We start from the raw sequence: 14035 nt of genomic DNA on the forward strand, positions 1-14035 counted from the left end.
CTGTCACACATCCGCGAGCAGCGGACGCAGCTTCCCGGCGATGAGCTGGACCTGGCGGGCCACCATCTCCTCGGGCATCCCGGCCAGCGAGGCCCACAGGAACACCCCTTCCACCGGCAACCCTGCCACGTACGCCGTGACGGCCTCGGCGATCTCCTGCGGGGTGCCGTACAGGAACTGTCCGACGCCGCTCGCACTCAGCCCGGTCTCCCGCCACTTCTCCGGGTCGATGGGGCGCGGCACGGGCCGGTCCGTCCCCTCCACCATGTACCGGCGGTAGCTGTCCCACTGGTACGCCAGGTGTTTGCGCACCACCGGCCAGTCCCCCTCGGGGTCCTCGGTGACGAACGTGGTGAACGAACCCTGCATCCGGGCCACCGAGGCCTCGTACCCGCTCTCAGCCAGGCCCTCCCGGTACGGCGCCAGCAGGGCGGGGTTCAGGGACAGCAACCCCGTGCCGAGCCGGCCGGCCCGTCGGGCGCCCTGCGGGCCCTGGTAGCCGAGCCAGATCGGCAGCGGGTCCTGGACCGGGCCCGGGGTGACCAGGGACTCGGCCCACAGGCCGCGGATCTCCCGCACCCGTTGGTCGGTCGTGGTGTAGCGCCTGGCGAGGTCGGCGCCGAACAGCCGGTACTCGGGCACCCGGTAGCCGGTGCCCAGACCGAGGTCCAGGCGACCGTCGCTGATGATGTCCACGACGGCCGCCTGCTCGGCGAGCTCGGGGGCCGCGTGCAGGGGCGCCGGGACGACCGCGGTGCCCAGCCGCACCCGGCGGGTACGGGCCGCGGCCGCCGCCGCCATGGTGAGCGGCTGGGGGAGATACCCGTCCTCGAAGCCGTGGTGCTCGGAGAACCACACCGAGTCCAGGCCCAGCCGGTCCGCCTCCTCGCACATCTCCAGGGCGAACCCGTAGACCCGGGACCAGCTCTGCCGCCAGGGCGGGGGGTTGCGCAGGTCGAAGTAGATGCCCACCTTCACGCCGGACCGCCTCCTGGGGTGTCGTCCGCGAGTCGGATCGCCGCGTGCGTGACGGCGACCCCGTGCCCGGGCGGCAGCAGCCGTACCGGACGCAGTTGCAGGGCCTCGACGCGGGGGAGGTCGTCGACCATCGCCGAGACCCGCAGGACGGTCTCCTCCAGTGCCGCGAGGTCCACCCCGGGCCCGCCCGCCCGGCCGTCCAGCAGCGGGGCCGCGCGCAGCGAGCGGACCATCTCCCGGGCGTCGCGGTCGCTGAGCGGGGTGACGCGGTGCGCCACGTCCGCCATGAGGTCGGCGTAGGCCCCGGTGAGACCGAAGGAGACCACCGGCCCGAAGACCGGGTCCGCGCCGACGGAGAGGAACGCGTCCGGACCCGGGCCCGGTGGCACGTCGCGAACGGCGATCCCGTACGCGGCCAGCAACTCCACGGCGACCGCGTCCGCGACCGGGCCGGGGGCGCAGGAGGCGACGAGGGACCGGGCGCGCTCGGCGTCGACTCCCGCGAGGTCCGGGACGACGCCCGCGGGGGTGCTGCGCCAGGCCTGGTAGGCCGCCGCGTGCCCGAGCGAGGCGGCCGCCGCCTCGGGGAAGGTGTAGGTGGGGACGACGAGTTCGTCCCGGTGGAGCAGGTCGGCGACCCCCGCGCCGCCCAGGAAGCTCGTCACCACCGGCTTGTCCGGGGCGGTCGCGGCCGCGTCGAGGATGGCGGCCGCCACCTCGTCGGGCTTGTCCGCGAGCGGCGGCATGAACAGGACGACCGCCGCGTCGACGCCGTCGTCCGCCAGGGCCGCCTCCAGCGCCCGCCGGTAGTGCGCGGCGGTGGCCATGGGAGTCAGGTCGATCGGGTTGGCGACCTCGGCGTGGGGCGCGAGGGACGAGCGGAGCTTGTGCCGGGTGCGCTCACTGAGCGCGGGCACGCGCAGACCGTTCGCCGTGCACGCCCCGACCGTCAGGGCCGCGGGGCCGCCCGCGTTGGTGATCACCGCGACCCGGTCGCCGGGCGGCGGAGGCTGGTGGGCGAGCAGCAGGGCGACGTCGAACAGCTCCTGGAGACTGCTGGTGCGGATCACCCCGGACTGGGCGAACAGCGAACTCGCCACCGAGTCCGCGGGGCCCGGGTGGACGGCGACGATCGGCTTGCGCGGGGCGACCCGGCGGGCGACGCGGGCGAACCGGCGCGGATCGCCGAACGTCTCCACGTGCAGCAGGATCACCGAGGTCGCCGGGTCCTCCTCCCACCACTGGAGCAGTTCGTCGGTGGAGACGTCCACGGCGTGGCCCACCGACACGAAGCCGGAGAAGCCGAGCCGCAGCCGCCGGGCGTGGTCGAGGACCGCGAGCCCCAGCGGCCCGGACTGGCTGGACATCGCCACCCGGCCGGGCGCCGGCAGAGCGGGCGAGAAGGTCGCGGCCAGCCGCGCGGCGGGCGTCGTGTTGAGCACGCCCATGCAGTTGGGGCCCACCAGACGCATCCCGGAGGCGCGGGCGAAGCGGGCCAGCTCCAGCTCGGCCGAGCGCCCCTCGGTCCCCGTCTCCCCGAAGCCGGTCGAGACGACGACCACCGCCCTCACCCCGGCCTCGGCACATTCCCGTACGACCTCGGGCACGGCCTCGGCGCGCACGGCCACCAGCGCCAGATCCGGCGGCTCGGGAAGGTCTCGCACGCCCGCGTAGGCCCGCACCCCGGCGATGCGCTCCGCCCGCGGGTTGACCGGGAAGACGCCGCCGTCGAAGCCGCCCCGCAGCAGGTTGGCCACGATCTCGTGGCCGATCGTCAGGGGGCGGCGGTTGGCGCCGATCACGGCGACCGAGCGTGGTTCGAGCAGGGGCCGCAGGGAGCGTCGTACGGCTGTGTGTTCGCGGCGTTCGGCGCGTGCGACGGCCTGGGCCTGCGGGTCGACGGCGATCTCGAAGTGGATGATCTGGCCGGGCGGTCCGGCCTCCACCCGGTAGCCGGAGCCGAGGAAGACGTTGATCATCCGGGTGTTGTCGGCGAGGACGTCGGCCTCCAGCACCCGGATGCCGCGGGCGCGCGCGGCGGCCGCGATGTGCTCCAGGAGCAGCCGGCCGAACCCCTCGCTCTGGTGGTCGTCCCGGATGGTGAACGTGACCTCGGCGTGCTCCGGTTCGGCGGGGTCGCGGACATAGCGGACCAGGCCGGCGATCTCGTCGCCGGCCAGGGCGACGAGGGCCAGCTCGTTGAGGTAGTCCACCTGGGCGCCGCGCCGGATGACGTCGTCGCGGGCGCGGACCACCGGGCCCAGGGAGCGGTAGGCCAGGGTCGCCCGGGAGAGGCTGCCCACGAAGGCGACCAGGCGGTCGGAGTCCTCGGGCCGGATGGGCCTCACGAAGGTCGACCGCCCGGTCCTGACCAGCCCGGGCCGCTCCAGGTCGTCCGGGTACGAGGGGTACGGGGGAGTGCTCACCGGTGTCCCGTCGCCGGCGCCGGTCAGACGGCCGCCTCCTGGGGGGTCGGGTCCGGCAGGCCGAAGAGTTCGTTGAAGGTGCCGCGCGTGACACGGTCGCGGACGTCGTCCGGCACGCCGTCGAACAGGTCGTGCAGCGTGGCCTGGGTGTGGCCGTAGGTGCCCTCCAGGTGGGGGTAGTCGTCGCCCCACATCACGTTGCGGTAGCCGGTCGACTCGACGATCTCCACCGAGCTCTTGTCGTGCTGGAAGGACGCGTACACCTGCTGCCGGATGATCTCGCTGGGCAGCCGGCTCAGCTTCGGCCGGACGAACATGCCGTGCTGGCGGTAGGCCTCGTCCATGCGGTCGCCGATGGCCGGCACCCAGCCCGCGCCGCCCTCCGCGATGAGGATCCTCAGGTCCGGGTGGCGGTCGAGGGCGCCGCCAGCGACCAGGTGGGACACCACCCGCATGCCCGGGTAGGTCGTCTCCATGTAGTTGACGACCGCGCCGCCGGGCCCGCGGAAGACGACGTTCTGGCCGCCGGTGCCGATGTGGAAGCCGAGCACGATGCCCGCCCGCTCGGCCGCGGTCCACAGCGGTTCCCAGCGGTCGAGGGCGTACTCCTCGCCCTCCCGGGTCGAGCAGGGCAGGAAGACGGCCTTGAAGCCCATCTCGGCCGCCCGCTCCAGCTCGGTGACCGCGTCGCCGATGTCCGCCGTCGAGACACAGGCGGTGGTGATCACGCGCTTGTTCTTGCTGAGGATCTCGTCGTACGCCCAGTCGTTCCAGGCGCGCACGGTCTCCCGGGCCAGCTCCCGGTCGGTGATCGACACGAGCCAGAACCCCATGGAGGGGAAGGCGAGTTGGGACCAGACGCCTTCCTGGTCGAGGTCCTTCAGCCGGACCTTCAGGTCCCAGGCGCCCGGCGGGCGCATGGCGTCCATGAAGTCGCCGAGCTGGCGGTCGATGCGCTCGCCGTCGATGTAGAGCATCTCGTACTTCTCCCCGCGCTCGCTGCGCGGGGCCCGGGCGCCGAGCCGCGCGGGCAGCCGCTCGGTCCACACGTCGGCGGGTTCCATCACATGGGAGTCCCCGGAGTTGACCCAGATCTTCGTCATGACACTCCTCGACACAATGGATGTAATCAGTTAGCGATTTTAGGTGTATGGGGCGCCGAAGGGAAGGCGGTGCCGACCTTCCGGTTGAATCCGTCGAAATAGTTGACTGATTGCGCTAATAGCTGCAAGATCTGGGCACTGAGCCGCGAGGAGGCGCCATGGCCGGTGACAGCGACACCGCTGACAGGTACTTCGAGCCCCAGGTGGAGACCATGCCCCGCGAGGAACTGCGGGCACGGCAGGAGGAACGAGTCCTGGAGCTCGTCGAGTACGCCTACGCGGGCTCGGCCTTCTACCGCGAGCTGTGGGACGAGCACGGGGTCCACCCGCGGGACGTCACGTCCCTCGAGGACTTCCGGGCACGCGTCCCGTTCATCACCAAGGACATGGTGCGCGCCTACCGGGCCCGCACCGGCGACCCCTTCGGCGGTCTGCTGTGCGTGCCGCCCGAGGAGCTGACGTCGGTGTCCTCCAGCTCGGGCACCACCGGCGACCCGGAGTTCTTCGCCGAGATCTGGCAGGACGCCCCGCCACTGGTCACCGCCCAGGTGCGGGACCTGTGGGAACTCGGCCTCCGCCCCGGCGACCGGGTGCTGAGTCCGCCCGGCACCTTCCGCAACCTCATGGACCCCGGCTACCAGGCGCTCGGCGCCGTGGTGATCGAGGTGGACACCTGGATGGGGAAGATGCACGAGGTCGTCGAGGCGCTGCGCACCTACCGGCCGGCCTATCTGCAGATGATGTATCCGCAGATGGTGGAGCTGGAACACCTGGCGGAGAAGACGGACCTGAAGGAGGCCTTCTCCTCCCTCAAGGGCGCCTCCTGCGCCGGACAGCCGCTGAGCCGGCGGATGCGCGAGCGCATCCGCAACGACTGGGGCATCGACGTCTACGAGTACACCAGCGCCGCCGACACCGGCACCGCCTGGGAGTGCCGCGAGCACGACGGCTTCCACCTCTGGGAGGACACCGTCTTCGCGGAGTGCGTCGAGGTGACCGAGGACGGCTGGCACGACGTCCCCGAGGGCGAGCTCGGCGAACTGGTCGCCACCGACCTGGACAACCGGGCCGCCCCGCTGATCCGTTACCGCAGCGAGGACCTGGTCCGGCTGTCCGGGGAGACCTGCGGCTGCGGCCGTACCCACGCCCGGATGTGGGTGGCCGGCCGACGCGGTGACGAGACGGTGGTCCGGGGGCGGTCCGTGGTGCTGCGGGACGTCTGGCAGGCGGTCGAGGACCAGCCGGAGACCGTCGCCGGGGTCTTCCAGATCGTCCGCGAGAGCCGCGAGGTCGACGAACTGCGGCTGCGCGTCGGCTACGACCCCTCGCTCACCGGCGACGTCGACGCGCTGTCCGGCCGGCTGACCGAGGCCGTGCGCGAACGCACCGGGGTCAAACCGGTGCTCGACCTGCGCCCCGAGGAGGACCTGTTGAAGACCATGACCAGCGTCGCCAAGTTCCCCCGGGTGGTGAAGAGCTGATGGCCCGCGCCGACACCCTGACCCGGGCGAGGGAGCTCGACCGCCCCGAACTCGCCTACGTGGTGCGCTTCTTGGCCGCCGGGGGCACCCGGGAGACCGAGCTGACCCGGGCCGAACTCGCCCGGGACACCGACTGGGCCACCGCCCGCCTGCGCCAGCACGGCCTCGCCCCCGGACAGCGGGCCCTGCTGACCGCGTCCGGCTTCGAGGGCTTCTGGGGCCACGCCGTGATCGGCGCCCTGCGGGCGCTGAAGGTGACGTACGGCATCGCCGAGGCGATGGGCTGGGACCACCGCCGTACCTCCGTCTTCCACCGCGAGCTGCGCCCGCACGCCGTGATCGGTCTGTCCGCCGAGACCCTGGAGGGCCTCGCCGGGGGCGCCGACATCGGCGAGATGTTCCGGGCGACACCGGTCGTGCTGGCCCGGCCGGCCGCCGTGCCGGTGCTGCGGGCGGTGGGCGTGTCCGCCTGTCTGCTCTCGCCCGTCGGACCCGCCCTCGCCCTGGAGTGCCCCGAGCGCGGCGGCGCGCATGTCAACGGCGCCGAATGGCGGGTGGGCGACCGCGACGGGGAACTGTTCGTGGCCGCGGGGGAGCAGCGCACATCGCCCCTGCCCGAGACCCCGCTCGGCATCGCGGGCAGGGTCCTCTCCGGCCGGTGCGGCTGCGGCAGCGAGGACCCGCGCGTGCTGCTCGCCGAGACCGACCGGCCTTCCTGATCGAGGAGTTGAGGATGTCCGAAGAAGTGGTCGACGGCCGAGTCGTGGTCGTCACCGGAGCCGGCAACGGCATCGGCCGGGCCCATGCCCTGGCCTTCGCCGCGCACGGGGCCAGGGTCGTGGTCAACGACCTCGGCGGCGGGCGCGACGGCGCCGGAGCCTCGGCCGGCCCCGCGCAGGCCGTGGTGGACGAGATCGTCGCGGCGGGCGGCGAGGCCGTCGCCAACACCGACGACATCTCCACCTGGGACGGCGCCGGCCACCTGGTCCGGCACGCCGTGGACACCTACGGCGGCCTGGACGTCCTGGTCAACAACGCCGGCATCCTGCGCGACCGGATGATCGTGTCGATGACCGAGCAGGACTGGGACAGCGTGCTCGCCGTCCATCTCAAGGGCAGCTTCGCCACCCTGCACCACGCGGCCGCGTACTGGCGCGAGCGTGCCAAGGCCGGTCACGCCAACGACGCCCGGGTGATCAACACGACCTCTCCGTCCGGCATCTTCGGCAACCCCGGACAGTCCAACTACGGCTCGGCCAAGGCCGGCATCGCGAGCCTCACGATCATCGCCGCCGCCGAACTCGCCCGCTACGGCGTCACGGTGAACGCCATCGCGCCGACCGCGCTCACCCGGCTGACCGAGGACATCGAGATGATGCGGCAGGCCGCCGAGAGCCAGGACCTCACCCCGGAGGCCATCTCGCCGCTCGTGGTGTGGCTGGGCTCGGCGGCCTCGCGCGAGGTCACCGGCCGGGTCTTCGGCGTCGTCGGCAACCGCATCACCGTGCTGGAGGGCTGGGTCAACGGCCCCGGCGTGAGCGCCGAGACCCGCTGGACACCCGAGGAGCTGTCCTCGGTCGTCCCGAACCTGGTCGCCAAGGCCGCGCCCAACGCCGACGCGCTCGGCAACCGGAACGGGGCGTGAGATGACGACGACGCAAACCCCGGTCGCCGAGGGCCTGTTCACCTGGCCGGCCGGCCCCGACGACCCGCCCCGGCTCATCGGCTCCGAGTGCGCGGACTGCGGCCTGGTCAGCTTCCCGGCCGCCCCGGACTGTGTGCGGTGCGCGAGCACGGAGTCGAAGCGCCGGCTGCTCGCCGACCGCGGCACGCTGTGGACGTACACCACCCAGGACTTCCGCCCGCCGTCCCCGCCGTACGACGGCCCCGAGAGCTTCGAGCCCTACGCCGTCGGTTACGTCGAACTCCCCGGCGAGCTGCTGGTGGAGGCACGCCTCACCGAACCCGACCCCGGCAAGCTGCGCATCGGGCAGCCCATGCGGCTCACGCTCGTGCCCTACACCACCCAGGACGACGGCACCGAGGTCGTCACGTTCGCGTTCGCCCCGGCCGAGGAGGAGACACCGTGACCGAGGCCGTCATCATCGGAGTCGGGCTCCACCCCTTCGGCCGCTTCCCCGGCAAGCCGGCACTCGACATGGGCGCGGACGCGGTACGGCTCGCGCTCGCCGACGCCGGCGTGAACTGGCCGCAGATCCAGGGCGGTTACATCGGCAGCTACGAGGTCGCCAACCCGGACGCCATCGTGGGCCGCCTCGGCCTGACCGGCGTCCCGCTGCGCGGGGTGTTCAACGGGTGCGCCACGGCGGGTACCGCCCTCGCGCTGGCCGCCCGCGCCATCGAGACCGGCGAGCACGACCTGACCGTCGCGATCGGCCTGGACAAGCACCCGCGCGGCGCCTTCGCGGCCGATCCCTCCGTGGCGGGCATCCCCTCCTGGTACGGGCAGACCGGGCTCTTCCTCACCACGCACTTCTTCGGCATGAAGATCAACCGCTATATGCACGAGCACGGCATATCCCACGAGACGCTGGCCCGCGTGGCCTCGAAGAACTTCCGCAACGCGGCCGCGAACGACAAAGCCTGGCGCCGCACTCCCCTCACGCCGGAGGAAGTTCTCGCCTCACCGGTCCTCAACTACCCCCTGCGCCAGTTCATGTACTGCGGCCCCAACGAGGGCGCGGCGGCACTCGTGCTGTGCCGCGCCGACCAGGCCCACAGGTACACCGGGAAGCCGGTACGGGTCCGTTCCACCTCCCTGCGCAGCCGCCGGCTCGGCGCCTTCGAGGTGCAGAGCCCGTCGTTCCCGGTCGGCGAGCCGGTCGACAGCCCGACCGTGGACGCCTCCCGGGCGGCCTACGAGCTGGCGGGCCTCGGCCCGGAGGACGTCGACGTCGCTCAACTGCAGGACACCGACGCCGGGTCGGAGATCATCCACATGGCCGAGAACGGTTTGTGCAAGGACGGGGAGCAGGAACGGCTCGTCGCCGAGGGCGCGACCGAGATCGGCGGCCGGATCCCGGTCAACACCGACGGCGGCCTGCTCGGCAACGGGGAACCGATCGGCGCGTCCGGACTGCGCCAGATCCACGAGATCGTCCTCCAACTGCGCGGCACCGCCGGGACCCGGCAGATCCCCGGCACCCCCCGCGTCGGCTACACCCACCTGTACGGCGCGCCGGGCGCGTCGGCGGTGACGATCCTGTCGACCTGACAGCGGAGCGAACGCGATGACATCCGACGACCCGCAGGACTTCGCCGCCGAGGCGCGCCGCTTCCTCGACGCGCACGCGGCGAAGGCCCCCGACCGCGCCACCGTCGCCTGGGGCGAGGGCGACGACTCGATGGCCTACTTCAGCAGCCTCCCGCCCGAGGAGGAGGCGGAACAGGTGCGGCGGGCCCGCGCCTGGCAGCGCGTCCGCCACGAGAACGGCTTCGGCTGGATCACCGGCCCGCCCGAGTACGGCGGCCGGGGCCTGACCCCCGTCCACGAACTGCTCTACGCGTCCGTCGAGTCCGAGTACGACGTCCCGGACACCGGCGTGCTCGGCGTGGTCGGACTCGGCATGATCGGACCGACGATCCTCGCCCACGCCCAGCCCCACATCAAGGAGCGCTGGTTGCCCGCGATGTACCGCGGGGACGCCATCGCCTGCCAGCTGTTCAGCGAGCCCGGCGCAGGGTCCGACCTGGCGAGCGTGGCGACCCGGGCCGTCCGTGAGGGCGGGGAGTGGGTGCTGAACGGGCAGAAGGTGTGGACCTCGGTCGCCCACCACAGCCAGATCGGCCTCGCGCTGACCCGGACCAATCCCGACGCTCCCAAGCACCGCGGCATCACCGCCTTCCTCGTCCCCATGGACGCCCCGGGCGTCGAGGTACGGCCCCTGCGGCAGATGACCGGCGGCGCCGACTTCAACGAGGTCTTCCTCACCGACGTCCGCATCCCCGACGACCACCGTCTCGGCGAGGTCGACGGCGGCTGGACGGTCGCCCTGACCACCCTGATGAACGAGCGCGACACCGTCGGCAGCGAGGGCGCAGGACCGGTGGCCGCCGCCCTGTCCCCGGACCACCTCTCGGCGCTCATGCGCGCCACCTGGACCTGGGACGACCGCGCCCTGCGCGCACGCCTCGCCGAACTCCTCGTCGACGCCATGGCCACCCGGTACCTCAACACCCGAGCCCAGCGGACCCTGCGAGCGGGCTCCGCCCCCGGCCCCGAGAGGTCCGTCGCCAAGCTGATGTACGGTCAGAACCTCACCCGCGCCGCCCACTTCGTCTCCGAGTGCCTCGGCCCGCGCATCATCGCCGACACCGGGCGCTGGGGGACGTACTCCTGGGCCGAACTCCTGCTGGCCACCCCGGCGTTGCGCATCCTCGGAGGCACCGAGGAGATCATGAAGAACATCCTCGCGGAACGTGTCCTCGGCCTGCCGAAGGAGGCACGCGCATGATCGCCGACGACAGCGGGCTGAAGGAACTGCGGTCATCCGTGAGGGAGTTCTTGGAGGCCAAGTCAGCGGAAGAGGCCGTGCGCAAGCTCATGGACAGCGAGCCGCGCTTCGACCCCGAGGTGTGGGCCCAGGCGTCCGACCAGCTACGGCTGCCGGGGCTGGCCATCCCCGAGGAGTACGGCGGCGACGGCTTCGGCCTCGTCGAACTCGGCGTGGTCCTGGAGGAGATGGGCCGCGCCCTGTTCTGCGCGCCCTTCTTCTCCACCGTCCTGCTGGCCGCCCAGGCGCTGCTGGCCTCCGGCGACCGGGACGCCTGCGCCCGCCATCTGCCGGGCATCGCCGACGGCCGCACCACGGCCACCCTCGCCGTCGCCGAGGACGACGGCTCCTGGGACCCCGCCCTGATCACCGTGCGCGCACGGCCCGACGGGGACGGCGGCTGGCGGCTGACCGGCCGCAAGTGCTTCGTGATCGACGGCACCACGGCGGACCTGGTCCTGGTCGTCGCCCGCACGGTCGCAGGTCCGTCCCTTTTCGCGCTCGACCGGTCGGCGCCGGGTCTGTCCGCGGAGCCGCTCACCACCCTGGACGCCACCAGGGCCATGGCCCGGCTGACCTTCGACGCCGTGCCCGCGGTGCTCGTGGGCACGGACGGGGCGGGCGGGCGTGTCATGGCCCGGGTCCTGGACGTGGCGTCGGTGGGGCTGGCCGCGGAGCAGGCGGGCGGGGCGCGCCGGTGCCTGGAGATGAGCGCGGAGTACGCCCGCACCCGGCACCAGTTCGGCCGGCCGATCGGCTCCTTCCAGGCGGTCAAGCACAAGTGCGCGGACATGCTGGTCCAGGTCGAACTCGCCGAGGCCGCGTCACGGGAGGCCGCGCTGCTGGCCGCCGAGGGCTCCGCCGACTTCCCCGTGGCCTCGGCGGTCGCCCACGCGAGCTGCTCCAAGGCGTACATGATTGCCGCCATGGAGAACATCCAGGTCCACGGCGGCATCGGCTTCACCTGGGAACACCCGGCGCATCTGTACTTTCGCCGGGCGAAGTCCTCCCAACTGCTCTTCGGTGGACCGGCGATCTACCACGAACGCCTCCTGGACCGGCTCGGCATCTGACGATCGAGCTGTGGAGAGGGCCCCGGGGCTTCGGACGTCCCCGGGGCCCTCTCGACGACCCCGTCCGTGGCACGTTCCGGCTCCTCGCATAGCCTTCGTTCCCATGACGCGTGTCTGGCTCCCGCCGATCCTGTTCCTGCTCTGCGGCACGGGCCTCGCGGTCGGGGCACTCCTCGAGGGAACCCCTGCTACGGCCGGCGTACTCCTGCTGGCGTTCGTCCTGCTCGCGGGGGTGAACTCGCCCCTCGTCTTCCCCAGGTCGGTCGGAGCGGTGGAGGCGCTGCGCCGGAGCGCGACCGACGGCCGGCCGGTCGTCTACTGGCGGCCGGGCTGCGCCTACTGCCTCCGGCTGCGCATGCGCCTGGGCCGCCGGGCCCGCCGGGCGCACTGGGTCGACATCTGGCGCGACCCCGAGGGCGCGGCGGCGGTGCGGGCGGTCAACGACGGCAACGAAACCGTGCCGACCGTCGTCGTGGCCGGCCGGCCCCACGTCAATCCCGACCCCGCGTGGGTACGCGAACAGCTCTCCCACCCCGCGTGACGGCGAGGCCGGATGCCCGCGAGGCCGCGGGTCCGGTTCAGCCGGGTGGCCGCGAGGCCGCGGGTCCGGGTCAGCCGGGTGCTGCGTGCCGGTGCCGGTGCCGGTGCCGGGTGGCCGCGGGTCCGGGTCAGCCGCATGTCGGGTGACCGCGTGGCCGGGTTGCCCGCGTGCCCGCGTGCCTGCGCGCCTGCCAGGCCGCAGGTCCGGTTCAGCCGGGTGCCGAGTGACCGCGAGGCTGCGGGTCCGGTTCAGCTGCGTGCTGCGTGCTGCGTGCTGCGTGCTGCGTGCTGCGTGCTGCGTGCCGGGTGCCGGGTGGCCGCGAGGCCGCGAGGCCGCGGGTCCGGTTCAGCCGGGTGCTGCGTGCCGGTGCCGGTGCCGGGTGCCGGGTGCCGAGTGGCCGCGGGTCCGGGTCAACCGCATGTCGGGTGACCGCGTGGCCGGGTTGCCCGCGTGCCCGCGTGCCCGCGTGCCTGCGCGCCTGCCAGGCCGCAGGTCCGGTTCAGCCGGGTGCCGAGTGACCGCGAGGCTGCGGGTCCGGTTCAGCTGCGTGCTGCGTGCTGCGTGCTGCGTGCTGCGTGCTGCGTGCCGGGTGCCGGGTGCCGGGTGCCGGGTGCCGGGTGGCCGCGAGGCCGCGAGGCCGCGGGTCCGGTTCAGCCAGGGGGCCGCGCGCCCGCGTGGCTGCGGGGCCGCGGGTTCGGGTCAGCCGTGTGTCGGTGACCGCGCGGCCTCGTGGCTGCCGGCGTCAGGTCAGCCGCGGGCCGCCTCGCCCAGTAGGGCCTTCGCGATGATGACCTGCTGGATCTGGCTGGTGCCCTCGTAGATGCGGAACAGGCGCGCGTCGCGGTAGAAGCGCTCCACGGCGACACCGCGCATGTAGCCCGCGCCGCCGTGGATCTGCACCGCCCGGTCGGCGACCCGCCAGACCATCTCGCTGGCGAAGTACTTCGCGCAGGACGGGCCGATCTTGGTGTCGGTCCCCGCGTCGAAGGCGCTCGCCGCCTCCAGGACCGTGGCCCGGCCGGTGTAGTAGTCGGTCTGCGAGTCGGCGATGAGGCCCTGGACGAGCTGGAAGGAGCCGATGAGCTGTCCGGACTGCCTGCGGGTGCTCGCGTACGCGACCGACTCGTCGACCAGCCGCTCCGCCATGCCGACCATCAGCGCCGAGATGTGGACGCGGCCGTGCGCGATGCAGCCCATGGCCGTGGAGAAGCCCCGGTTGAGCCCGGCCTCACCGCCGACCAGCGCGGAGGCCGGGACGCGTACGTCGTCGAAGTACACGTCCGCGGTCCAGGCCCCGAACTGGCCCATCTTGTGGTCCCGGGCGGCCACCGTCAGACCCGGCGTACCGGCGGGGACGAGGAAGGTGGAGATGCCCCGGGTGCGCGGGGCGTCGGGGTCGGTGCGGGCGAAGACCATGAAGACGTCGGCGAGCGGGGCGTTGGTGATGTACCGCTTGGCGCCGTTGATCACCCAGGTGTCTCCGTCGAGATGGGCGCGGGTGGTCAGCGTCGACGGGTCGGACCCTGCCTCGGGTTCGGTGAGCGCGAACGACGCCAGGACCTCGCCGGAGGCGATCCGCGGCAGCCACTCGGCCTTCTGTTCCTCCGTGCCGCCGACCATCAGGACGTGCCCGGCGATACCGTTGTTCGTCCCGAACATGGAGCGCAACGACGGTGTGGTGTAGCCCAGTTCGAACATCAGCCGGGCCTCTTCGTGCATCGACAGACCCAGCCCGCCGTACTCCTCGGGCAGCGCGAAGCCGAACAGCCCCATCTTCTTCGCCGCCTCGCGGATGTCCGCGGGCATCTCGTCCTTCTCGTCGATCTCCGCCTCGAGCGGCACGACGCGTTCCCGGACGAAACGCCGGACCTCGGACAGCACCGCGCTGAAGTCAGCCGCGTCCATGTCGACTCCCTTAC

At 72.9% G+C, this 14035-nt stretch carries 12 protein-coding genes; 8 read left to right on the forward strand and 4 right to left on the reverse strand.

All coding sequences use genetic code 11. The features are described 5' to 3' along the window. Positions 1 to 3 precede the first annotated feature (3 nt). Genes ABZ453_RS25110 through ABZ453_RS25120 form a run of 3 tightly spaced genes read right to left on the reverse strand, consistent with a single transcriptional unit; the run spans position 4 to position 4507 of the window. Positions 4 to 978, reverse strand: coding sequence for an LLM class flavin-dependent oxidoreductase (locus tag ABZ453_RS25110; RefSeq protein WP_359017891.1), 975 nt, complete (start codon positions 976 to 978; stop codon positions 4 to 6). Further along, positions 975 to 3404 carry a GNAT family N-acetyltransferase gene (locus ABZ453_RS25115; RefSeq protein ID WP_359017893.1) on the reverse strand — a complete coding sequence of 810 codons (2430 nt, stop codon included), beginning with the start codon at positions 3402 to 3404 and terminating at the stop codon, positions 975 to 977. The genes ABZ453_RS25110 and ABZ453_RS25115 overlap by 4 nt, the downstream gene beginning before the upstream one ends. A gap of 23 nt (positions 3405 to 3427) precedes the next feature. Beyond that, the gene (locus ABZ453_RS25120; protein WP_359017895.1) at positions 3428 to 4507 is read right to left on the reverse strand and encodes an amidohydrolase family protein; all 1080 of its coding nucleotides are present in this window, start codon (positions 4505 to 4507) and stop codon (positions 3428 to 3430) included. A gap of 158 nt (positions 4508 to 4665) precedes the next feature. Between ABZ453_RS25120 and ABZ453_RS25125 the strand changes: the two genes are divergently transcribed. The 8 genes from ABZ453_RS25125 (at position 4666) to ABZ453_RS25160 (ending at position 12116) form a co-directional block, all read left to right on the forward strand. Next, entirely contained in the window at positions 4666 to 5988 is a 1323-nt protein-coding gene (locus tag ABZ453_RS25125) for a phenylacetate--CoA ligase family protein (protein WP_359017896.1), read from the forward strand. Beyond that, entirely contained in the window at positions 5988 to 6707 is a 720-nt protein-coding gene (locus ABZ453_RS25130; RefSeq protein WP_359017898.1) for a hypothetical protein, read from the forward strand. Before ABZ453_RS25125 ends, ABZ453_RS25130 begins: the two co-directional genes overlap by 1 nt. A 14-nt stretch (positions 6708 to 6721) precedes the next feature. After that, positions 6722 to 7633 carry an SDR family oxidoreductase gene (locus ABZ453_RS25135; RefSeq protein WP_359017900.1) on the forward strand — a complete coding sequence of 304 codons (912 nt, stop codon included), beginning with the start codon at positions 6722 to 6724 and terminating at the stop codon, positions 7631 to 7633. Position 7634: 1 nt separating this feature from the next. Next, positions 7635 to 8078 (forward strand): OB-fold domain-containing protein, encoded by a 444-nt coding sequence (locus ABZ453_RS25140; protein WP_359017902.1) that lies wholly within the window; start codon positions 7635 to 7637, stop codon positions 8076 to 8078. Next, entirely contained in the window at positions 8075 to 9223 is a 1149-nt protein-coding gene (locus ABZ453_RS25145; protein WP_359017904.1) for a thiolase family protein, read from the forward strand. Before ABZ453_RS25140 ends, ABZ453_RS25145 begins: the two co-directional genes overlap by 4 nt. Positions 9224 to 9239: 16 nt before the next feature. Then, positions 9240 to 10463, forward strand: a complete 1224-nt coding sequence (locus ABZ453_RS25150; protein ID WP_359017906.1) for an acyl-CoA dehydrogenase family protein — start codon at positions 9240 to 9242, stop codon at positions 10461 to 10463. Then, the gene (locus tag ABZ453_RS25155; protein WP_359017907.1) at positions 10460 to 11575 is read left to right on the forward strand and encodes an acyl-CoA dehydrogenase family protein; all 1116 of its coding nucleotides are present in this window, start codon (positions 10460 to 10462) and stop codon (positions 11573 to 11575) included. The genes ABZ453_RS25150 and ABZ453_RS25155 overlap by 4 nt, the downstream gene beginning before the upstream one ends. 103 nt (positions 11576 to 11678) lie before the next feature. Further along, positions 11679 to 12116: a glutaredoxin domain-containing protein gene (locus ABZ453_RS25160; protein ID WP_359017909.1), complete on the forward strand. Its 438-nt coding sequence runs from the start codon at positions 11679 to 11681 to the stop codon at positions 12114 to 12116. Between the two features lie 747 nt (positions 12117 to 12863). Here ABZ453_RS25160 and ABZ453_RS25165 read toward each other — a convergent pair. Then, positions 12864 to 14021, reverse strand: a complete 1158-nt coding sequence (locus tag ABZ453_RS25165; RefSeq protein ID WP_359017911.1) for an acyl-CoA dehydrogenase family protein — start codon at positions 14019 to 14021, stop codon at positions 12864 to 12866. Positions 14022 to 14035 lie beyond the last annotated feature (14 nt).

The sequence above is a fragment of the Streptomyces sp. NPDC005799 genome, assembly GCF_040630525.1.
In the GTDB taxonomy this organism is placed as follows: Bacteria; Actinomycetota; Actinomycetes; order Streptomycetales; family Streptomycetaceae; genus Streptomyces; species Streptomyces griseorubiginosus_B.

What these genes read in the sequence shown, in the direction of transcription:
- ABZ453_RS25120 (WP_359017895.1), bottom strand. Translation starts at nt 4,507, where the DNA reads ATGACGAAGATCTGGGTCAACTCCGGGGACTCCCATGTGATGGAACCC.
- ABZ453_RS25125 (WP_359017896.1), top strand. Translation starts at nt 4,666, where the DNA reads ATGGCCGGTGACAGCGACACCGCTGACAGGTACTTCGAGCCCCAGGTG.
- ABZ453_RS25130 (WP_359017898.1), top strand. Translation starts at nt 5,988, where the DNA reads ATGGCCCGCGCCGACACCCTGACCCGGGCGAGGGAGCTCGACCGCCCC.
- ABZ453_RS25135 (WP_359017900.1), top strand. Translation starts at nt 6,722, where the DNA reads ATGTCCGAAGAAGTGGTCGACGGCCGAGTCGTGGTCGTCACCGGAGCC.
- ABZ453_RS25140 (WP_359017902.1), top strand. Translation starts at nt 7,635, where the DNA reads ATGACGACGACGCAAACCCCGGTCGCCGAGGGCCTGTTCACCTGGCCG.
- ABZ453_RS25150 (WP_359017906.1), top strand. Translation starts at nt 9,240, where the DNA reads ATGACATCCGACGACCCGCAGGACTTCGCCGCCGAGGCGCGCCGCTTC.
- ABZ453_RS25155 (WP_359017907.1), top strand. Translation starts at nt 10,460, where the DNA reads ATGATCGCCGACGACAGCGGGCTGAAGGAACTGCGGTCATCCGTGAGG.
- ABZ453_RS25160 (WP_359017909.1), top strand. Translation starts at nt 11,679, where the DNA reads ATGACGCGTGTCTGGCTCCCGCCGATCCTGTTCCTGCTCTGCGGCACG.
- ABZ453_RS25165 (WP_359017911.1), bottom strand. Translation starts at nt 14,021, where the DNA reads ATGGACGCGGCTGACTTCAGCGCGGTGCTGTCCGAGGTCCGGCGTTTC.